Annotated in this window: 21 protein-coding genes and 1 pseudogene; 18 read left to right on the top strand and 4 right to left on the bottom strand. The window is 69.3% G+C overall.

Translation table 11 applies throughout. From position 1 onward, the window contains the following. The first annotated feature begins 198 nt into the window (after positions 1–198). The 5 genes from ACIRG6_RS10835 to moeZ all read left to right on the top strand — a co-directional run bounded on the left by ACIRG6_RS10835 (position 199) and on the right by moeZ (position 6,367). The gene (locus ACIRG6_RS10835) at positions 199–1,968 is read left to right on the top strand and encodes a DUF3492 domain-containing protein (protein ID WP_403322100.1); all 1,770 of its coding nucleotides are present in this window, start codon (positions 199–201) and stop codon (positions 1,966–1,968) included. Then, entirely contained in the window at positions 1,965–3,221 is a 1,257-nt protein-coding gene (locus ACIRG6_RS10830) for a hypothetical protein (protein WP_403322098.1), read from the top strand. The genes ACIRG6_RS10835 and ACIRG6_RS10830 overlap by 4 nt, the downstream gene beginning before the upstream one ends. Positions 3,222–3,326: 105 nt before the next feature. Next, on the top strand, positions 3,327–4,388 hold the full coding sequence (locus tag ACIRG6_RS10825) for an NAD-dependent epimerase/dehydratase family protein (protein WP_364675862.1): 1,062 nt from the start codon (positions 3,327–3,329) through the stop codon (positions 4,386–4,388). Then, a complete protein-coding gene (locus tag ACIRG6_RS10820; RefSeq protein WP_318214334.1) occupies positions 4,376–5,125 on the top strand; it encodes a spherulation-specific family 4 protein in 750 nt (249 codons plus the stop codon). The genes ACIRG6_RS10825 and ACIRG6_RS10820 overlap by 13 nt, the downstream gene beginning before the upstream one ends. A 63-nt stretch (positions 5,126–5,188) precedes the next feature. After that, positions 5,189–6,367: an adenylyltransferase/sulfurtransferase MoeZ gene (gene moeZ, locus ACIRG6_RS10815; RefSeq protein ID WP_189228775.1), complete on the top strand. Its 1,179-nt coding sequence runs from the start codon at positions 5,189–5,191 to the stop codon at positions 6,365–6,367. A gap of 855 nt (positions 6,368–7,222) precedes the next feature. Here the strand turns inward: moeZ and ACIRG6_RS10810 are convergent. Further along, complete coding sequence (locus tag ACIRG6_RS10810) at positions 7,223–8,674, bottom strand: hypothetical protein (protein ID WP_403322095.1); 1,452 nt, start codon at positions 8,672–8,674, stop codon at positions 7,223–7,225. Positions 8,675–9,087: 413 nt separating this feature from the next. Between ACIRG6_RS10810 and ACIRG6_RS10805 the strand changes: the two genes are divergently transcribed. Continuing rightward, positions 9,088–10,227, top strand: coding sequence for a pentapeptide repeat-containing protein (locus tag ACIRG6_RS10805; protein WP_403322094.1), 1,140 nt, complete (start codon positions 9,088–9,090; stop codon positions 10,225–10,227). Positions 10,228–10,644: 417 nt separating this feature from the next. Here ACIRG6_RS10805 and ACIRG6_RS10800 read toward each other — a convergent pair whose 3' ends face one another. From ACIRG6_RS10800 to ACIRG6_RS10790, 3 genes are all read right to left on the bottom strand, one after another. Beyond that, positions 10,645–11,130, bottom strand: coding sequence for an NUDIX domain-containing protein (locus tag ACIRG6_RS10800; protein ID WP_403322092.1), 486 nt, complete (start codon positions 11,128–11,130; stop codon positions 10,645–10,647). A 19-nt stretch (positions 11,131–11,149) separates the two neighbouring features. Further along, on the bottom strand, positions 11,150–12,364 hold the full coding sequence (locus tag ACIRG6_RS10795) for a helix-turn-helix domain-containing protein (RefSeq protein ID WP_403322089.1): 1,215 nt from the start codon (positions 12,362–12,364) through the stop codon (positions 11,150–11,152). Between the two features lie 234 nt (positions 12,365–12,598). Then, the gene (locus ACIRG6_RS10790; protein ID WP_403322087.1) at positions 12,599–12,967 is read right to left on the bottom strand and encodes a GntR family transcriptional regulator; all 369 of its coding nucleotides are present in this window, start codon (positions 12,965–12,967) and stop codon (positions 12,599–12,601) included. 146 nt (positions 12,968–13,113) lie between these two features. Here ACIRG6_RS10790 and ACIRG6_RS10785 point away from each other — a divergent pair, with 146 nt between their 5' ends. The 12 genes and pseudogenes from ACIRG6_RS10785 (at position 13,114) to ACIRG6_RS10730 (ending at position 20,490) form a co-directional block, all read left to right on the top strand. Beyond that, entirely contained in the window at positions 13,114–13,470 is a 357-nt protein-coding gene (locus tag ACIRG6_RS10785) for an SCO3933 family regulatory protein (protein ID WP_403322084.1), read from the top strand. Positions 13,471–13,473: 3 nt separating this feature from the next. Continuing rightward, positions 13,474–14,823 carry an FtsK/SpoIIIE domain-containing protein gene (locus ACIRG6_RS10780; RefSeq protein ID WP_403322082.1) on the top strand — a complete coding sequence of 450 codons (1,350 nt, stop codon included), beginning with the start codon at positions 13,474–13,476 and terminating at the stop codon, positions 14,821–14,823. 350 nt (positions 14,824–15,173) lie between these two features. Next, a complete protein-coding gene (locus tag ACIRG6_RS10775; RefSeq protein ID WP_403322081.1) occupies positions 15,174–15,857 on the top strand; it encodes a DUF2637 domain-containing protein in 684 nt (227 codons plus the stop codon). Between the two features lie 19 nt (positions 15,858–15,876). Beyond that, positions 15,877–16,071, top strand: a complete 195-nt coding sequence (locus ACIRG6_RS10770; RefSeq protein ID WP_403322079.1) for a hypothetical protein — start codon at positions 15,877–15,879, stop codon at positions 16,069–16,071. A gap of 1 nt (position 16,072) precedes the next feature. After that, positions 16,073–16,264 carry a mobile element transfer protein gene (locus ACIRG6_RS10765; RefSeq protein WP_225636083.1) on the top strand — a complete coding sequence of 64 codons (192 nt, stop codon included), beginning with the start codon at positions 16,073–16,075 and terminating at the stop codon, positions 16,262–16,264. Between the two features lie 12 nt (positions 16,265–16,276). Further along, complete coding sequence (locus tag ACIRG6_RS10760) at positions 16,277–16,432, top strand: hypothetical protein (protein ID WP_359880422.1); 156 nt, start codon at positions 16,277–16,279, stop codon at positions 16,430–16,432. A 12-nt stretch (positions 16,433–16,444) separates the two neighbouring features. Then, positions 16,445–16,768 (top strand): SpdD-like protein, encoded by a 324-nt coding sequence (locus tag ACIRG6_RS10755; protein ID WP_403322077.1) that lies wholly within the window; start codon positions 16,445–16,447, stop codon positions 16,766–16,768. An 87-nt stretch (positions 16,769–16,855) separates the two neighbouring features. Further along, positions 16,856–17,407 carry a GGDEF domain-containing protein gene (locus tag ACIRG6_RS10750; protein WP_403322075.1) on the top strand — a complete coding sequence of 184 codons (552 nt, stop codon included), beginning with the start codon at positions 16,856–16,858 and terminating at the stop codon, positions 17,405–17,407. Between the two features lie 85 nt (positions 17,408–17,492). Continuing rightward, positions 17,493–17,684: a hypothetical protein gene (locus ACIRG6_RS10745; RefSeq protein ID WP_403322073.1), complete on the top strand. Its 192-nt coding sequence runs from the start codon at positions 17,493–17,495 to the stop codon at positions 17,682–17,684. Continuing rightward, positions 17,677–19,055, top strand: a pseudogene (repSA, locus tag ACIRG6_RS10740) (replication initiator protein RepSA). The gene ACIRG6_RS10745 and the pseudogene repSA overlap by 8 nt, the downstream one beginning before the upstream one ends. Positions 19,056–19,057: 2 nt before the next feature. Continuing rightward, positions 19,058–19,255 (top strand): helix-turn-helix transcriptional regulator, encoded by a 198-nt coding sequence (locus tag ACIRG6_RS10735; RefSeq protein ID WP_031017537.1) that lies wholly within the window; start codon positions 19,058–19,060, stop codon positions 19,253–19,255. Next, positions 19,255–20,490: a tyrosine-type recombinase/integrase gene (locus tag ACIRG6_RS10730; RefSeq protein ID WP_403322072.1), complete on the top strand. Its 1,236-nt coding sequence runs from the start codon at positions 19,255–19,257 to the stop codon at positions 20,488–20,490. The genes ACIRG6_RS10735 and ACIRG6_RS10730 overlap by 1 nt, the downstream gene beginning before the upstream one ends. Positions 20,491–20,530 lie beyond the last annotated feature (40 nt).

Genomic DNA, 20,530 nt, shown 5'->3' with positions numbered 1-20,530 from the left:
GGCCTCCCGATCTGCCCCCCCGCGCCCCCCCCCCCCCCCCCCCCCACCCCCCCCACCCCCCCCCCCCCCCCCCGGGGGGGGCCGCCCCCCCCCCCCCCCCCCCCCCCCCCCCCCCACCGCCTTGTCCGCATACGTTCGTCCCGCTGCGAGCCGCCGGGCCAACGGCGGCTCCCCAGACGGGAGATCGGGGGTGCGCGCGTGCGCATCGGACTGCTTACGGAGGGTGGCTATCCGTATGTGAGCGGTGAGGCCGGACTCTGGTGCGACCGGCTCGTGCGCGGGCTCGAGCAGCACGAGTTCGACGTCTACGCGCTCAGCCGCAGCCGGCGGCAGGAGGACGAAGGGTGGGTCCCGCTGCCGCCGCAGGTCACCCGGGTGCTCACCGCGCCGCTGTGGGACGCCGACGACGACGGCCGCGGCGGCGGCTCGAAGGGGATCGTCGGTAGGGTGACGCGGAGCGACCGCTGGGCGTACGGACGGCGCGCGCGCCGGCGCTTCGCCGAGTGCTACGGCGAGCTGGCCGCCACCCTGTGCACGGCCGCTCCGCAGGACCCGTCCGGTACGTCGGCACAGGCGTCGGCCGTTGAGGCGGACCGTTTCGCCAGTGCGCTGTACGGCCTCGCCGAGCTCGCCCGCGACGAGGACGGACTGGCGGGCGCCCTCCGCTCGGAGACCGCCGTGCGCGCCCTGGAACGCGCCTGTCGCGCGCCCGGCGCCCCGCGTACCGCCCGCGCGGCGCGCGTCCCCGAGCTGCTGACCGTCGCCGCACGCCTCGAAAGCGCCCTGCGCCCCCTGTCGCTCGGCTGGTACGACGCCGACGGGCTCGGCGCGGTCGACCTGTGCCACGCGGCCTCCGGCGGTACCGCGGCCCTGCCCGGCCTGCTCGCCCGGCACTTCCACGGCGTACCCCTGCTGGTGACGGAGTACGGCGTGCGGCTGCGGACGCACTACCTCACGGACCACGGTTCGCCGCCCGCGATACGGTCCCTGCTGGCCGCCTTCCACGGCAGGCTGGCCGCCGAGACCTACCGGCGCGCTGCCGTGATCACGCCCGGCAACGCGCACGCCCGCCGCTGGCAGGAACGCTGCGGCGCCGACCGCGCCAAGCTCCGCACGGTCCCTCCCGGCATGGACGCGGCGCCCTTCGCGGAGGCGGGGGAGTCGCCGCAGTGCGCCGATCCGCACACCCTCGTCTGGGTCGGCCGCGTCGAGCCCGCCAAGGACCTGGTCTCGCTGCTGCACGCCTTCGCGGAGATCCGCAGGCAGGAGCCCGCGGCACGGCTCAGGATCGTCGGCGCCCCCGTCGGCCCCGAGGGCGCGGCCTACCTCACCCACTGCAAGGCCCTGGCCGCACAGCTCTTCCCCGACGAGGCCACCGGTCCGCACGCCGTCGGCGACAACCCGGTGTCCTTCGAGGAGACCGGCGGACCGGAACTGCCCTCCCGCGCCGACGCGTACGCCTCGGGCGCCCTCGTCGTCCTCTCCAGCGTCGTCGAGGGATTCCCGGCCGGCCTGGTCGAGGCCATGTTCTGCGGCCGGGCGACGGTGTCCACGGACGTCGGCGCCGTGGTGGAGGCCATCGGCGGCACCGGACTCGTCGTGCCCCCGCGCAATCCGCGGGCGCTCGCCGAGGCATGCGTCGCCCTGCTACGCGACCCCGAGCGCCGTGAGCGCCTGGGCGCCGCCGCGCGCGCCCGCGCGCTGGAACTGTTCACCGTCGAACAGAACGTCGCGGCATTTCACGGCGTTTACCTGGACATCCTCGCGCTCACGCCGGTCCGCCGCGTCGTCCTCGACGCGACCGGGGAGCCCCTGCCGTTCGCCGTTCCCGCCGAGGCGCAAGTCACCGGACGCTGGACCGGCCCCGCCGGCCGAGTCGTGGCGCGGGGCGGACCCGCCTGGGCGACGGACACCCCCGTCCGCGCCACGACCGCGTCGGCGGCTTCCACGACCGAGGGGGCCCGATGAGCGGCCTGGGCGAACTGGACCGCCCCGAGACCCCCAGCAGCCCGGGGGCCTGGGACGAGCGCTCGCAGGACTGCCTGGACGAGGAGAGACCCGGTGCGGGAACCCCCGCCGGCGGACGCCCGCGCGCGGGGCGCACCGAAGGGGCGCCCCCGGCCGGCAAGCAGCCGCCCCCCGCCGCCCGCCGCGCCGCCGATCCCGTCAAAGCCCTGATGCACCGTCACCGCGACCTCTGCGAACGGGCCGTGGACCCCCTGGAGATCGCGGCGGGGCTGGAGGCACACGGCGTCACCGACCGGACCGCGGCCCGCTTCCGGCACCGGGACGTCTTCTCCCTCGCCGAGGAGATGTTCGCCCGCGTCCCGCGCGACGCCGACGCAGCCGCACGCCCCGCCGCACCGCCGGCGCCCCGGGTGCGAGGCACCTGGATCGTCCTCGCCCTGCTGCCCGGGCTGCTGTGCGCCGCAGCCGTGGCCGGCCTGCGCCTCACCGACGGACGGTCGCGGCTGACCGTGGCCGTCGTCGCCGCCCTCGCGGTGACCCTGGCCCTGCGCGCCGCACTGCGCCGGGGCCCGCTGAGCGCCGGTACCGACACCGGCTCCAGCTCGACCTGCTGGCTCGTCGGCTACGCCCTGCTCGGCGACGGCCTGCTGAACGCCGCCCTCACCGGAGGCCCGGACGGCCTGCCCGACGGCACCGGTGGCGGACCCTGGCCCGTCACCGTCGCCCCCGTCGTGGCCCTCGCCCTGGCCTGCGCACCCGCCGCCGCAAGCGCCCACCTGTTCGCCGCCGGGGCCCGCCGCAAACTGGCCGCCAGCCGCGGCCTGACGGACTTCTCGGCCTCCGTACGTCCTCTGCTGCTCGGCACGTTCGCCTTGTTCCTGGGCGCGCTGACGGCCCTGCTCGCGCTGACCGGCGCGGTCCTCGGCGAGTCGGCCGCCTACCCGCAGGCGCTCACCCTCGGCGCGCTCCTGCTGCCGGCCCGTCTCCTCGCCGTCCACGGCTTCACCCATGCCTCCAGGCTCGTCCTCACCGCCACGGCAGCAGCCGAGGCGACCGCCCTCGCCACGGTCTTCGCCGGCCGCCTCCCCGGCTGCGGATTCCTGGCCGCTCCCGTCGAGGCCCTCGTGGCCGCCTCGGGCCCGGCCGGTGTCCCGGTGACGGCCTGCGGCATCGGCGCCCTGGTCCTCCTCGCGCACGCGACCCGCCGCCTCACCAGAGCGTCCGCCCACGCACCCACGGAGCGGCCGCGATGACCGCGCGCTCCGGGCAGCCCCCCACCCACATTCCGCACCACACCCAGAAGGAGACCCTCAGATGACCACCTCCCGACCGGACGCCACGGCCCCGGGAGCCGCGCGATGAGAGTTCTGCTGATCGGGGCCAACGGCTACATCGGCCGGTTCGTCGCCGACCGTCTGCTCGCCGACCCGGCCGTCCAGCTCACCGCCCTCGGCCGCGGCGACGACGCCGACGTCCGCTTCGACCTCGCGACCGGCAGCCCGGGCGCCCTCACCCGCTTCCTCGACGCGGTCCACCCGGGCGTCGTCGTCAACTGCGCCGGCGCGACCCGGGGCGGCGCCCGCGAACTCACCCGCCACAACACCGTCGCCGTCGCCACCATCTGCGAGGCCCTGCGCCGCAGCAGCTGCGGCGCCCGCCTGGTGCAGATCGGCTGCAGCTCCGAGTACGGGCCCAGCCAGCCCGGCTCGTCCACCGCGGAGGACGCCGTGCCCCGGCCCGGCGGCCCCTACGGCGTCAGCAAACTCGCCGCCACGGAACTGGTCCTCGGCTCCGGTCTGGACGCCGTCGTCCTGCGCGTCTTCTCGCCCGCCGGCCCCGGCACCCCCGCCGGCTCCCCGCTGGGGCGCCTCGCCGAGGCGATGCGCCGCGCCATGCAGTCCGGCGACGGCGAGCTCAGGCTCGGCGGCCTCGGCGCCCAGCGCGACTTCGTCGACGTCCGCGACGTGGCGCGTGCCGTCCACGCCGCCTCGCTCTCCGCCGCGCAGGGCGTCATCAACATCGGCTCCGGCCGCGCCGTCCGCCTGCGCGACGCCGCCGCCACCCTCGCCCGCGTGGCCGGCTACGGCGGCGCCCTGCACGAACTCGACGCACCGCCCGGCGCCCTGCGGCCGGTCATCGGCCACCCCCGCACCGAATCCGTCGGCCACCGCGTCGACGCCCTGGGGCACCACCGCGCCGAGTCCGTCGGCCTCCACCGACCGGATTCCCCGGTGCACCGCGGCGACCACCGCGCCGACGCCGAGCACGCGGCCCCGGTCGCCCACCCCTACCCCGACGGCTGCGGCGGCTGGCAGCAGGCCGATGTGCGCACCGCGCGCGACCGGCTCGGCTGGCGGCCCCGGATCAACCTGGAGGAGTCCCTCGCAGACATCTGGATGGAGGCGGCATGCCGTATCTGACCAGTGCGCCCACGGGCACCGCGAGCACCGGCGTCCGCACCGGCCTCGGCGTCCCCGGCCTCGCCCACCCCCTCGTCGCACCCGACGAGTGGGCCGGCCTCACCAGCCCCGGCACCCCCCTGCACTGGGTCGTCCTCAACGTCGCCGACGGCCCCGGCACCCAGCCCGACCCGCACTGCCTGGAGGCGTCCGGCCGGCTGCGCAACGCGGGCGTCCGCGTCCTCGGCCACCTCGACGCCGCGTACGGAGCCCGCGGCTTCGGGGAACTGATCTCCGACGCCCACCGCTATCTCGACTGGTACCGGGCCGACGGCTTCCTCCTCGACCGCTGCCCGTCCGAACGGGCCGCGCTCCCCGAGGTCCGCCGCACGGTCGGCACGCTCCGCGTCATCCGTGACGACGCCCACATCGTCCTCGGGCACGGCACCCATCCGTACCCCGGCTATGCCGAGAGCGCCGACCAGCTCGTCACGTTCTCGGGCACCTGGAGCGACTACCGCTGGTCCCAGGCGGCCGAGTGGAGCGCCGACTACCCGCCCGAGCGCTTCTGCCACTTCGTCCACGGCGTCCCCCGCGGACATCTGGAGGAAGCGCTGCGCATCGCCCGCTGGCAGGGGGCCGGGACGATCTACTTCACCGACCGCACGAACCGGTCGGGGAGAGTGGACCCCTGGGAGACGATGCCCGGCTACTGGGACGAGATCGTCTCGCGTATCGGGACAGGTGTCTCGGAATGAAAAAGGCCGTGGCAGTGTTACGGAGAGAACAACCGTAATGATTGACCGACCAACGGAGTCCCCGTGTCGCTGCCACCCCTGGTCGAGCCGGCCGCCGAGCTCACCGTAGACGAGGTCCGCAGGTACTCCCGCCACCTGATCATCCCCGATGTGGGGATGGACGGGCAGAAGCGGCTGAAGAACGCCAAGGTACTCGCCGTGGGCGCGGGCGGCCTCGGCTCGCCGACGCTGATGTACCTGGCGGCAGCCGGTGTCGGCACGCTCGGCATCGTGGAGTTCGACGAGGTCGACGAGTCGAACCTGCAGCGTCAGGTCATCCACAGCCAGGCCGACATCGGCCGTTCCAAGGCCGAGTCCGCCCGCGACACCATCAAGGGCATCAACCCGTACGTGGACGTGGTCCTTCACCAGGAGCGGCTCGAGGCCGACAACGTGATGGACATCTTCAGCCAGTACGACCTGATCGTCGACGGTACGGACAACTTCGCGACCCGCTACCTGGTCAACGACGCCTGCGTGCTGCTGAACAAGCCCTACGTCTGGGGCTCGATCTACCGCTTCGACGGCCAGGCGTCCGTCTTCTGGTCCGAGCACGGTCCCTGCTACCGCTGCCTCTACCCGGAGCCCCCGCCCCCCGGCATGGTCCCCTCCTGCGCCGAGGGCGGCGTCCTGGGCGTGCTGTGCGCGTCCATCGGCTCCATCCAGACCAACGAGGCCATCAAGCTCCTCGCGGGCATCGGCGAGCCGCTCGTCGGCCGCCTGATGATCTACGACGCCCTGGAGATGCAGTACCGCCAGGTCAAGGTCCGCAAGGACCCGAACTGCGCGGTCTGCGGCGAGAACCCGACCGTCACCGAGCTCATCGACTACGAGGCCTTCTGCGGCGTCGTGTCCGAGGAGGCCCAGGCGGCGGCCGCCGACTCCACGATCACTCCCAAGCAGCTCAAGGAGTGGATCGACGACGGCGAGAACATCGAGCTCATCGACGTCCGCGAGCCGAACGAGTTCGAGATCGTCTCCATCCCGGGCGCCCGGCTGATCCCGAAGAACGAGTTCCTCATGGGCTCCGCCCTGGAGAGCCTCCCGCAGGACAAGAAGATCGTCTTGAACTGCAAGACGGGTGTCCGCAGTGCGGAGGTCCTGGCGGTCCTGAAGTCCGCGGGCTTCTCGGACGCCGTCCACGTCGGCGGCGGCGTGATCGGCTGGGTCAACCAGATCGAGCCGGAGAAGCCGGTGTACTGATCACCGCTTTCGCTCACCAGCGAGACTGACGAAGCCCACGGCTCTGACCAGCTCAGATGCGGTGGGCTTCTGTCGTTATCGGTTGGCATTGGCTGACCTTGGACGGCCCAGGGACGGCCCGACGAAGCCGCCAGCCTGACCCTAAACGCCTGCGCCACAGCGCACCTCTCTGATGCAATCCCCTCGTGAGCGATTCACTTCTCACCGCATCCATTGCGGCGATCACCGCCCTCGCGGCCTCTGGTATGACCTCATGGTTGGCTCTCCGGGGCGTACTCCGCCAGGCAGAGATGCAACGAGAAGTCGCAGCGCAGGATCACGCCGAGCGGCGGGCAGTGGAGAGCCGGTCTGCACAAAAGGACGCATGTATCCAGTTCGTAGAGACGGCCATCCGCTGCGCCGCGCTCATCCAACAGACCAGATCGTCCGGCATAGCCGAGGAGACGTATCAAGATCGATTGGAGGCAGTGCGGACTGGCTTGCTTGAGCTCATCCGAGCTCAGGCAGTCTTGAGTGTCGAAGGCCCCAGCAGCGTCGCAGTAGCTGCTACTGAGGCTCGCTGGAGTATTGATCGCGAGTTCGCGGCGGCCCTCGACGAACGCACCGGCGCCGCCACTGCTGAGGTAGTGCGCGCTGCGGGCGATGCTAGGCGCCGGGCCGTCGGTCGTGTCGGAGGCGCAGCCAGGCGGGCCTTCGGCAACGAGAACGGCCCATCCTTGGCTGCTCCATGCGTCGGGAGCGTTGCGCCGCCAGGCTGAGGGAATAGACGGTGGACACCGGACGCCGTAGCGTTCGCTGCTGTTGATCTCTGCCCCATGCCAGTAGCGGCCCGCCGGCCCCCGGACGCACATCCCGTTACACCACACGGATCCGCAGTCCGGTGCCGTCGCTGCCGACTGAGACGGCCTGGTGCCGGGGGCCGTTCGCAGATGCTCCGGTGACAACCGACGCCCACGAATCCCGCAGACGGTGAGCTCGACGCAAGTAGGCGCTGACTCTCCCTTCACGAAGGTTTTCATACATCCCCTTCTCGACTCCTCTGAATATTTCGAGAGTCGCACCGTTGGGGAGGGGCATGGAATACTTGATGCCAACAAATCGATGTGATTCGATGTTGGATTCAGAGCTAACTGTGAACGTTTGCCAGTCTGGAGCTGGGGCATCCATGGGCAAGCGCTGATGATCTGCGGTACTTGGTGAGGCCCATTGAGACGCAGACGTGTTGTCACCCGCGAACCGGAGAACAGAATGAGCAGCGTTTCTTGCCAGGATGCGAAATAGCCATTCTTTGCTGTCCTCGGGTACTCGGAAGATTACAGGAAGCTCGCTCACGCTTGCCTCGTACTCAGAGTGTGCGGACTCCACGTCTGCTTCGCTAGGCTCAGATTCTCCGTCTCCGAAAAGCTCGCGTTGACGTGCATAGAACTGTTCGAAGGTGGGCTTGCCCGATTCCCACTGCTGGGGACCAGGATCCTCGGATAGCAAGAAATCAAACTCGCCGGATTCTCCGTTCCACAGGTCGTCATCGCCAGGCGGGTCGAGTGCGTCGATGGAGATGCCCGAGGTGGATAGGCGAGAGGCAATGATGAGGCTGGGTAAGGTACGAGCCCCTAACTCGATGGAACCCACTTGTAGCGAGGCGGTGGCCAACTGCTGCTTCGAATGGTAAGCGTTCCCGTGAGTGCCTTTGCACTCCAATACATACACCTTGCAGCCTGAGCGCCCCCCTCCGGAGCGACGACCCACCAAGAAATAATCTGGGCGCATCGTTGCCCTGTTCTTCTGCCGGACTAGCCCTACCCCTTCAATGAAGCCAGCTGCAAGCGCCACATCAACGTCCACGCTTGAAAAGAGCCAGCCGGGGTATTTCCGCTCAAGTATTCTTTTGGCTACCACCAAAGCTAAGCCAATGCCGAGTTGTTCTGATTGGGCTACTTTATGATGGTGCACTATATCGGACCCTGCTTTAGTCAGGGCCAATACCTGTTTCCTGTTACTTCTGAGGGTGGCGCAGTATCTTACATGTGCCCAGTGGCGTGCTATGTCAGCGAAAGGTGAATCCGTCACAAAAGTGGTGGCCAGTCCCAATTCGCGCAGCACCTCTGCCGGACTAGAATCAATTCCAGAGAATAAGTTGGGCGGAATCGAATACACCGGCTTCCGGTAAAGGTACGAGGCGCCACGTTTTGGTCCTACGCGCTCCCGGGCTTCCTTCTCGACCTCTTCGGCCAGTTCTGGCGTCGAGCTGACGACGAGCTTGGAAGGCGTCCCCAGCTCGCGCACTAATGCACTGAAGTCAAGATGCATGCTTCCCCCCAGGACGCAGCACTGCTCGGACGAGCAGATCGACCGTAGATGCCAAGCTAGGCAGACACAAGACCGCCTGTGCCACGCCAACATGGGGCAACAGTGGGTCTCGGGTCGCTGCGACACGGCCTGGCGGATACTAGGCGAAGGGCCGGCCGTCTCCGGGGCGAGCGATGGGCTCCTGCATGGCCACAGCTGATCACGGGCGGCCGTGACCTGCGGCTGCCTAATCGGTCAACGCCCTGACCTACTGCCGAGCTGCCGGTAGTTGTCGACGTTGGTCACCATTGAGCGCCTTCCACGGCCCGAGGACGGCCCGGGAGGGCGCTCAATCCTGCCCTGGGTCTGTCATGCAAGCTCAACTTCTCCTCTGAGGTTGCGGTCTTCTACGGTGGGTGGTGAAGCCGAGTGCCATGCTGCTCACCATGAAGCGGATGCTGCAGCGGACTGCGCTCGGGGTCGTCCTCGTCCTCGTCCTAGCTGGGTACGTACTGCTCTTGTGGCGTGGGCCTTGGTGGGTTGACGGTGACCACCTGCGTACTCGGGACCTTCAGCCCGCGGACGGCGTCGTCATTACAGGCTTCCGCACCATGCTTGTGGCACTCGGCGCCGGAGCCGTAGCTGCGTTTGGCCTGTACTACACACACCGCAACCATCAGTTGGCGCAGCGTCAGTACGAGCAAGGACAAGCTCAGTTTCGCCTCACCCAAGACCAGTTCGTGCAAGCCCAGGAGCAGTTTGCTCACACGCAAACCAAGGATCGTGAACAAGCGGAACTTACTCGGGAAGGTCAGGTCACTGAGCGATATGTGGAAGCGATCAAACTTCTTTCGTCAGATAACCTCACACAGAGGCTAGGCGGCATTTATTCGCTCGAACGCATAATGTGGGATTCAGATAAGGACCGATCGACCGCAGTGGAGGTGCTCGCAGCCTTCATTCGAGACCGTGCCGCCATAAGAAACTCAGATGAACCAGATCGCGACATAAGGCCGGAAGAGGACGTGCAAGCTGCCCTTACGGTACTCGGGCGCCGTCGCATTCATGACGAGAAAACTGACTTCATTAATCTGCGCGGCACGGATCTGCGCGGAGCTAATCTGATGGATGCGCAACTCGATCATGTTGACATGCAGAAGTGCTTGCTCCAACGTGTCTCGTTCTATCGGGCGTCGTTGCGTTGTGCTGACTTCTCCGAGGCGGTGCTGACTGACGCATTCTTGGGGGACACGAGAATTAGTGCAGCCAAGTTCACGATGGCCAACATGACGCGTGTATCCCTATGGAAGGCTGAGGGTGACGCCGTCGACTTCACAGGCGCCGACATGGAAGGAGTCAAGCTGATGCAGTGTGAGCTCCCTTCGGCCTTCTTCCTGCGTGCTTCTCTGGATAATGCAGAGCTCTCCGCCGCCAATTTGGATAATGCCGATCTTCGGCATGCCGATCTCCGAAGGGCAAAGGGGGTGACTTCAAAGATCATTGAGTCAGCTCGATGTGACGATAAAACCCTCCTTCCTCAACTCGCTGCTGAGACTCCCGACGTTGCTGAGTAGGTGGGTCAAGGAAGTGGGATGATCGCGTACCTGTAATAAACGGTTGCGCATTTTCCCTCGAAGGTCGGTGGAGCGGCTTTGGGCTGGAGCTGATTTGGCGCGAGTGATCATGGCCCATTACGCTAGCCAGCGGATCGGGCAGGTTTGTGAGCCTGCCCGTTAGTGCCCGATTTTGGGCCATGATCTTCGAGGCTCGCGCCAAATTGGCTGCCTAAAGCCGTGGAGCCGACCGCCCCAGCCACAGAGGGTTTTCCTACCTCTGCCCGCATGCACGCAGCGCGCCGCCGGGCGCGGCCAGCCGGGGCGAAGACAGGAGGCAGGCCGCGCCGCAGAGGCGGCGCGCGCCCGCGCCGTGCGCGGGCCTTGATGAAGTAGAGAAAGTCTTACCGCGCTACTGGCCTGTCATCGAGCAACCGATCACGCGGCCTGGTTCTTCGGCTCCTCGCCGTGCTCCAGGTACACCGGGCTCGCGTTGCTCCTTGACTCGACCGCTGCCCGGATGCGTCGGGCTAGCCGGGGGATGGTCCGCTCGGCCAGCTGGTCCGCGGTGAAGAAGGCGAAGCTCTTCAGTTCGTCCTGTTGCAGCTCAATGCCGGCCAGCTGCTCTTGGCTGAGCTGGCCGCCGTCGAAGAGGTACAGCACCTTGTCGCCCTCGGCTTCGTTCGGTGCCCAGTCGACCGCGAGGAGGCGTCCGATGGGCGGAGTGATTCCCAGCTCCTCGCGGACCTCGCGCACGGCAGCGTGAAGGGGGGATTCGCCGGCCTCGACGTAGCCGCCGGGGATGTCCCAGTAGTCCTTGTAGGTGGGCTCTACCATGAGGACGCGGTCCGCGTCGTCAAAGAAAAGCGCACCCGCTGCCATGCGCGGATGCGCCATCTTCGCTTCGTGTGCGTTCGCTGCCATGCAGCCGAGGGTACCCAGCTCAGACGACGTGCAGCCTGTCGGCCAGATCCGCCAGGTTTCGGCTCGGCCGGCCTCGCTGCCCTCGCACCCAGGTGAGGACCAGCTCTCGTGCCAGGTAGTGGCTCCGGACCTGTTCAGGCGCCCAGCTCTCTGCTTCGAGGACTTTCGCGAGCGCGTCATCCATCCGGTTGTACGCGCTGAGCGCTCGTGCCACTTCGAGGTTGTGCCGCGTCCGGCGCTCCGTCGGCAGCCCTGCCGTGTTGATCCGCGGCCCCAGGTCGACGGCGACCTGCATGTCGCCCAGCTCGGCCGCCGTGGCTACTCGATGGATGGCGACATTGGTCGGGCCGAAGGCGGTCCAGACGTGGTTGGCGTCGGTGCCGAGTCGGTGGGCTGCCCGTTCTGCTTCATCCAGGAAGGTTCGTGTCGTGACTCGGTCGTCCGCACGGGCCGAGGCCACAGACCCGGCCAGGAACAGGGTTCCGTAGATGGACAGGAACTCGGGCGACGCCTCTGAGAGCCCCGGTCGCAGGTACTCGCCGGCGTCCCCGACCAGCTGCACGGCCGCGTCGAATCGGCCGTTGGACAGCAGGCAGTGTGCGACGGAGCGGAAGAGAGAGCCTGTCACCACGGCGTCGCCCGACTGCTGTGCTGCGGCCAGTCCGCGGTCTGCTGCGATCCATGCCAGGTCGGTCTCGCCGAGCTTGGTGAGCACCATGGCCGCGCCTTGGTACGTCATAGCCATCAGCTTGTGGGCCTGCTCCCGTTGCTGACCCTGGTAGGCCTGAGCCGCAATGAGCGCGTCGGCCAGCAGCAGAGGCAGGCGGCGGGTCGCGAACCCGTAGCGGGAGTCCTGGTAAGCGTCCCAGACTTCGGCAACGTTGCTGCTCAGCTCGTCGAGCGATGTCGGCTCGCCCTCGGTCGTGACACCCAAGAGTGGAGTGAGCTGGCGGTAGTTCATGAGGGCCGAGCGGAGTGCCGGCACTGTGCGGGTGCCGCTGTCCGGCGTCCACTCCAAGAGGGTCGGTTCGGCCAACAGGTCGCCGAGCGTGACGTCCAGAGCATCGGCGAGCGACTTGATGACCGAGAGCCTGTCCAGCTCGATCCGGTTGTTCTCCGCCTTGCTCAGCCAGTCCACCGTGCGGCCAACGAGCCCGGCCAGGACCTCCTGAGAGATTCCCCGCCTGCGGCGGTACCAAGCGACTCGCTCACCGATCGTCAGGTTCGTCGTCATTCCTCGCATGGCTAGAGCGTCTTCCCATCTCCCTATGGGACCCCGGAGGAATTTTCCGGGGTAGTGCGGCGCCTCGCTCCTAGCGTCGTAGCTATCCCAAGAGGTTGCCAGACCGAAGACGCGACGAAGGAGCCACGATGCCGCTGACCCCGGCCGAAGTGGTGGAACTAACCCGGGAGCTGAGGGCACTTGCCGAGGAGGTGAACGTCATCGCATGCCGTGCCGACGAGTTGGTCAGCCGTCTTGCGGCTGCTTCCGGACCAGTTGCTCAAGCTGATCCATCCGCTCCGAGAGACGGCGCACCTCGCGTCGTACGTCAGACAGATACCCGGCGATCTCCTCGAACTCCGGGCTGTGCTTCGTCGGGCGAGGCTCCTCGGGGAGGGTGACGAAGCTTCCCTTGCCCTGGTGGGAGATCGCGTAGCCGTCTTCGCGGAGTCGTGAGATCGCCTGGCGGGCCACGGTCCGTGAGACGTCGTGCGTGTTCATCAGCTCGGTCTCGGACGGCAGCTTGGTGCCCGGTTCTAGTTCTCCCTGCCGGATGCGCCTCTTGAAGTCGTCGGCGATCTCCAGGTACTTCGCCCGTCCGGTGAACTCGGCCATAGCCCCTCTCAGTGCTTGTCGCACTAAGTGCAGCACATCGAACCGACAACAGTCGAGAAGCACTTGACGTACTAAGTACTTTAGGTGCACTCTCGTGACAGGTCAACGTACTAAGTACGTCAAGTCGAACGCCTAGGAGCGCACTCATGCGTCAGATTCCCGTCGACACGTCCGCGGCCACTGTGATGGTGGCGCAGCCCCCGCAGCCGAAGGTGAAGGACCGCCGTACCGGCGAGCGAGCCATGGATGCCGAGACCGGTGCCGCGCTGTCGACCGTAGACGTGATGTTCGCGGCCAACGGTGAGGTGGAGATCCTGTCGGTGACCGTCCCGGAGTCCGGGATCTCGGGTGACCTGATGATGGGCACCCCGGTCGCGCTGACCGGTCTGATCGCCCGGCCGTGGGAAAACGAGTTCAACGGTCAGAAGCGGCACGGCATCGCCTTCCGCGCCGTCGCGGTCACCTCGCTCGCCGCCGGCGCCTCGTCCTCGAAGGCGGCTTGAGCCATGACGTGGCTGATCGTCGCCCTGGTGCTGGTCGTCGCCGCTGCGGGTCTCCTGCGGTGGCGGCGCCCCGCCTGGTACTGGCTGACCTTCGGGGTCACCCTCGCCGTCCTGCGGGTCCTGGTCCGCTACGGCTCGGTCATGGACGCCTGCGGCCTCACCGTCCCGGCCCCGCGCTGGCGCCTCACGGTCGCCAGGGTGACCAACCGGCCCGTCCCCGGCCCGCGTGCCCCGCGCATCCTGCGGCTCCGCGTCACCCGCACCGGCCTGGTGCTGCGGCTCAAGCTCCGTCCCGGTCAGGACGCCTTCGATGTGGCGGCCTCGTGTGACCGGCTGCGGCACTCGTTCGCCATGTACGGCGTCACCTCCCGTGAGCTGCGCTCGGGTGTGGTGGAGCTGCGGATGACCGGCTACGACGTCCTCAAGCGCGTGCAGATGCCCGCCCTGGTCGACTCCCGGCCGATGCGGGTGCCGGTCGCCCTGCGCGAGGACGGAGCCGTGCACTACCGCGACTACCGCGCCGTGCCGCACGGGCTGGTCATCGGCGCCACCGAGTCCGGTAAGTCCGTCTACCAGCGCAATCTGGTGGCCGCGCTGGCACCGCAGCGGGTCGCCCTGGTCGGCATCGACTGCAAACAGGGCGTCGAGCTGTTCCCGCTGGCCCGCCGGTTCTCCGCGCTCGCCGACAACCCCGACACGGCCGCCAAACTCCTCGACGCGCTCGTGTCCCACATGCAGGACGTCTACCAGCTCATTCGCGCCGAGCAGCGGATCACGGCTGATGTGCCGGATGCGGAGATCGCCGCCGACATCTGGGACCTGCCCGAGGACCTGCGCCCGGTGCCGATCGTGGTCCTGGTCGACGAGGTCGCCGAACTCGCCCTCTTCGCCACCAAGGAGGACGAGAAGCGCAGGGACCGGATCATCACCGCCCTGGCCCGGCTGGCCCAGCTCGGCCGCGCCGCCGGTATCTATCTGGAGGTCTGCGGGCAGCGTTTCGGCTCTGAACTCGGCAAGGGCATCACGATGCTCCGTGCCCAGCTCACCGGCCGCACCGCCCACCGCGTCAACGACGAAGCCAGCGCGAACATGGCCTTCGGCGACATCGCCCCGGACGCCGTGCTGGCCGCCATCCAGATCCCCACCGACACGCCCGGCGTCGCCATCACCGGCGACTCCGCCGGCGGCTGGGCCCGTATTCGCGCCCCGCACACCTCGCTGCGCCAGGCCGTGAACGTCTGCAACAGGCACGCCGACCTGACTCCGGACCTGCCCGCCCTGGCCCCGTTCCGGCCCGCCTTCGGCACGCTCGCCCCGGTCCCGGCCGTCGAGTCGGCCCCGGCCGCCGCCTGAGCGTTGCCCCTGCCTCGGTCGGCGCGACCGTCCTTCGCGCCGGGTCCCTACCCGCTTCATGCCTGAAGGAGAGCCCTTCTCATGCCTCAGTCTCTGGCAGCCCTGGATGACCTCGTCCCGGACGACTTCCTTGCTCAGCTCACTGCCTTGCGGGAGGCACGTGATCAGATGGACCGGCAGATCCGGGTGTACCTGGCCTACGGGCGGGAGTTCACCAGCCCTCGGCCCTACACGCTGGCCTCCCTGGCTGATGCGGCCGGGCTGTCGATCTCCGGCGTACGTACCGCTTACACCCCGGCTGACCGCGACACCGTGGCTCACGCTCTGGGCCGAGGCCCCCGGAGCCGGTCATGAGGACGCCCACCCGCTCTCTCCGCCTAGATGCCGTGCTGGTCCAGGCCGTCATCGCCGGAGCGCTGTCCTTCGCCCACCTGCACGACCTGGCCGCCGCCGCGGGACAGGACGGCTGGAAGGCCTGGGCCTACCCCATCTCGGTGGACCTGCTTTTCGTTGCCGCCTGGCGTCGCCTGCGCACCGACGGGCCATCCCGGCTGGCCTGGTGCTGGTTCCTGATCGCCCTGGTCGCCTCGCTCGGCGCCAACATCGCCACCGCCGGACTCCTCGACCTGGACCGCGTCCCGGCCTGGCTGCGCATCCTCGTCGCCGGATGGCCCGCCCTGGCCTTCCTCGGCGGCACCCTCCTCGCCCACACGCCTGCGGACCACACCCCGGCACCCCAGGCATCCGCAATTCCGGCCCCGGATCCCGCTCCCGAAGTCGAGCGCGAATCGGAGCCGGACCCCACGCCCGTAACCGTCCCGGCGCCCGAAGACACACCGGCGCTCCCGGTTGCCGAACCGGCCCCAGCTTCGCCGCCGGCGATTCCGGTCCCGGCCGCGCTGGTGGACCACGCCCGCAAGGTCGCCGCCGACCACGAACATCGCACGGGATCCCGGATCGACACCGACACCCTGCGCGCCCGCCTCGGCGTCCCGCCGCACCTGGCGGACGCCATCGCCGCCCAACTCGTCTGACCTGGAAGGAGCTTGCCGCATGACGCGTGACCCGGCCGACCTGACCGCCGCCGACCACCTGGACGCCGCCCGCGACATGGTCGCCGCCGACCGGCCTTACCTCGCCCACCTGCTCGCCGAGGAAGCCGCCCGCCGCACACCCGACCCGGCCACCGCCGCCGGCATCCGCGCCGCCTTCCCCACCGCAACCACTAACCGAACGGAGACCGACTGACATGCCTGCCCGTGACTTCTTCCACTCCGTGATGCGGATCGGCCCGGTGCAGATCGGCACCCACCGCGACCGCCACGGCACCACCAAGCACGCCGCCGTGTGCAGCAACGACGGCTGCGGCTGGTCCGCCGACTACACCAGCCAGTCCGCCGCCCAGCTCGCCGCCCGCACCCACCGCTGCAAGATCCGCTAGGAGGCCATCGTCATGGACGTCCCGCTCTGGTTCGCCTTGCTGTGCGTCGGAGTCCTCGGCGTCAAGCTCATCCGCCCGCCCTGGTGGCTCATCGCCGTACTCCTCCTCGGCGGCTACCTCCTCGCCGACAGCCTCCTCGCCCCCGTCATCGACACCGCCATCAAGTAAGGAGATCCGCCCATGCTCCGGCCCAAGCTCCCGACCATGCCCCAGCCCACAGGCACCGTCACTCCGCCCGCCGTCATCGAGCCGACCACCATCACCCCGGGCACCCCGCCGTCGGCCCCCATCGCCCCGGCTCCGGCCTCGGCGTCGGCCCGACCCACGGTCCAGCTCACCCCAGGCACCGCGCTCGCCCTCGTCGGGAGCGGCACCGCCGTCGTCCTGGTCGTCGGCGCCGTCCTGGTCTCCATGCTCCTGGCGGTCGCCGTCACCGCCGCCTCGGTCGCCGTCTGCGCCGTCGTTCTGCGCTCGCTGCTCGCCTCCGACGCCAAGCGCCGCTGACCGGTCTCGGGGCGACGCACAAGCCGCCAGCACGCCGCCGTCTCTGGGACAGCACTCCGCCAACCGCCATCGTCAAAGAGGAATGTCATGGATCTGCAGATAGCCGCCGCCCTGGTGCCGTTACTGGGCTGGGCCGTGCACGGAAGCGTCCTCACCAACCGGCTCGCCTCCGCTCGCCGTGACCCGCTGACCGGTCTGCACACCCGCGCCGGATGGACCGCCCGCGCCGAACACTGCATCAGCCGGCACCCGGCCGCGGCCGTCCTCCTGGTCGACCTCGACCACTTCAAGACCCTGAACGACACCCACGGCCACGCCGCCGGAGACGCCGCCCTCGTCGCCACCGCCGACCGGATGCGCACCTGGTGTGGACGCCACGGCACCGCGGGTCGTCTGGGCGGGGATGAGTTCGTGGCTGTCGTCCAGGACCTCGCCGCCGCCGATCTGGATGCACTGATCGCCGCACTGCACCGGCCGCTGCACTACGCCGGGAAGTCGCTGCCGCTGGCCGCCTCGGTCGGGGTGTGCCGCCTCGCCGAGCTGCCGATGCCGCTGCTGACCGATGCGCTCGCCGCCGCTGATGCGGCCATGTACGCGGCCAAGGGCCGTGGTCGCCGAGGCTCGCGCCTCTCTCGCTGACCGGCCGCCGGGTGGCGCACAAGCCGCCAAGCACGCCGCCACCCGGGGCCGTTCCTTCCAACCGCAATCGAAAGGAACCACCATCATGGCCCAGCACACCCCGCCCGCGCCGCGAATCTGCCCGGCCTGCGACGGCTTCGCCACCGTCGCCGTCACCCTCGGTGGCCGAGACTCCCGCGGCCACTTGCGGACCATCACCACCGACTGCCCGGCCTGCCACGGCACCGGCACCGGCACCGCCCCCGCCCGCCGCGTCCGGGAGGGTGCCCGTGCCTGACGCACTGCTCGACCGCGCCACCCTCGGCGACCTGCTGAGGGTGGCTTCGGCCGTCGACTACCACCGCTGGGAAGACCAGGTCCGCCGCACCGGCGGCTGCGCCGACCCGATCCACCTGACCGGCTGGACGATCCACAAGGACGCGACCACCGGCGCCACCCTGCACCACTACTCCACCAAGGACGAGCCGGGCGGACGGCTCCGCGTGGCCTGCGGCAACCGACGTGCCTCCCGCTGCCCGTCCTGCGCCTGGACCTACGCCGGCGACACCTACCACCTCATCCGTGCGGGGCTCGCTGGTGACGACCGCCGCGACATTCCCGCCACTGTGCGGGATCACCCGCGGGTCTTCGCCACCCTCACCGCCCCCTCTTTCGGCCGCGTGCACAACCGGCCCGATCGCGGCACCTGCGGCTGCGGCACCCACCACGCCCCGGACGCCCCCGAGCTGGGCACCGCCCTCGACCCGGCCACCTACGACTACGCAGGCGCGGTGCTGTTCAACAACCACGCCGGTCAGCTCTGGCAGCGCTTCACCAACCGGCTGCGCCGCGAGATCGCCGCCCGCGCCGGCATCACCCAACGCGAACTCAAGGAGTGCGCCCGGCTGTCGTACGGCAAGGTCGCCGAGTTCCAGAAGCGTGGCGCCGTGCATTTCCATGCCGTGATCCGCCTCGACGGACCCGACGGCCCCGGCACCCCGCCGCCGTCCTGGGCCAGGGTCGACCTCCTCGCCGACGCGATCCGCGCCGCCGCCGGCCACTCCTACACCTCGGTCTCGGTCCCGGCCGCCGACGGCCAACCGGCCCGCACCTTTCGCTGGGGCACCCAGCTCGACGTCCGACCCGTGAAGGCGTTCGGAGACGGCTCCGACATCACCGAACAGGCCGTCGCCTCCTACGTCGCCAAGTACGCCACCAAAGCCGCCGAGAACACCGGCACCCTCGACCGCCGCATCGGGGAACTGTCCGAACTCGACCGGCACGGCGTCCCCGACCACGCCCGCCGCCTCATCGAGGCATGCAAGATCCTCGATCCGCTCTATCCGGACCGGCGGCTGTGGGCCTGGGCTCACATGCTCGGCTTCCGCGGCCACTTCTCCAGCAAGAGCCGCCGCTACTCTCCACCACCCTCGGCGCCCTGCGCCAGGCCCGCGCTGACTACCGGGCCGCCCAGGAACACGCCGCCCTCGGCCTGGACGACCGCGAGCCGGACACCGTCCTCGTCCTCGCCGACTGGCAGTACGCCGGCCACGGCCACACCCCCGGCGAATCCGTCCTCGCCGCCACCATCGCCCGGGATCTCCACCTCAACCGTGAAACCGCCCGCGAAGCCCTACGCGACCAACTCGCCGACGAAAGGGCGTGCTGACCATGGCCTCAGAGCTGCCGAACCGGTTCCTGACCCCTGAGGACCTGGTCGAGATGTTCGAGCTGCCCAGCGTCGAGACGGTCTACCAGTGGCGGCGCAAGCGCACCGGTCCCCGCGGCTTTCGGGTCGGCCGGCACCTTCGCTTCGACCCGACCGACGTGCGGGCCTGGGTTGACTCCCAGATCGGGGAGGCTGCCTGATGGCCGGCCACATCCAAGACCGCTGGTACAAGGCCGAGGTCGGCCCAGACGGTAAGACCCGCAAGGTCAAGACCGACCGCCACGGCCTCGGCCTGCGCTACCGTGCGCGCTACATCGGCCCGGACGGTACGGAGAAGTCCAAGAGCTTCCCGGACCGACAGAAGCGGCTCGCTGAGCAGTGGCTCTCCCAGATCGAAGCGGACATGGCGCGCGGGCAGTACATCGACCCGCAGGCCGGTCGCCTCACCGTCCGGCAGCACGCCGAACGGTGGCTGGCGTCGCTCACCATGGACCCCGGCACCTTCGTGAGCACCGAGCAGCGCATCCGCCTGCACGTCCTGCCGTATCTCGGCAGCCGCACCCTCGGCTCACTGCGGCCGACGCACATCCGTGAGTGGCTGCGGAAGGTGCAGGACGGGGGAGTCGCGCCCGCCTATCAACGGGTGATCTTCGCGAACCTCTCCACCATGCTCACAGCCGCCGTGGATGACCGCCTGATCGCTGAAAATCCCTGCCGTTCGTCGTCGGTACGGGCTCCGAAGCTCGATCCCCGCCGCATCGTCCCGTGGTCGCGTGACCGTGTGCTCGCGGTTCGCTCGGCTCTTCCGGAGCAGCACCGGGCCATGGTGGACCTGGCCGGTGGTTGCGGCCTGCGTCAGGGGGAGGTGCTGGGCTTGGCGGCTGAGGACGTGGACTTCCTCGAAGGAGTGGTTCACGTGGTTCGGCAGGTGAAGCTCATCCGTAACCGCCCGGTGTTCGCGCTGCCCAAGGGAGGCAGGACACGTACGGTCCCGCTGCCTGAGAGCGTGGCCCGGTCGGTCGAGGAGCACATCAGTCAGCATCCGCCGGCCGATGTGACCCTGCCGTGGCGGGCGATCGACGGGGAGCCGGTTACCTCGTCGCTGCTCTTCCATCGGGATCAAGGCCGTCCGGTCAACCGCAACGACTTCAACCGCTGGGCCTGGCGCCCGGCTCTCCGATCGGTGGGTGTGCCCCTCGGTCGGGCGAGTGGGATGCACGCGCTGAGGCACTTCTACGCGTCCGTCCTCCTGGACGCGGGGGAGAGCGTTAAGGCTCTGTCCGAGTACCTCGGGCACCATGACCCGGGATTCACGCTGCGCACGTACACCCATCTGATGCCCAGCAGTGAGAAGAGGACCCGGGAGGCGGTGAACCGTGCCTTCGGGGACGGCCCGGACACCGATGACGGCCCCACGACGGCCCAGGAGGGGTGAGGATGCGAGAAACGCGCAGGTCAATCTGCATCCAGCCTGA

Source organism: Streptomyces flaveolus (genome assembly GCF_044765825.1).
Classification (GTDB): domain Bacteria; phylum Actinomycetota; class Actinomycetes; order Streptomycetales; family Streptomycetaceae; genus Streptomyces; species Streptomyces flaveolus.
This window is presented reverse-complemented; position numbering and strand designations above follow the sequence as displayed.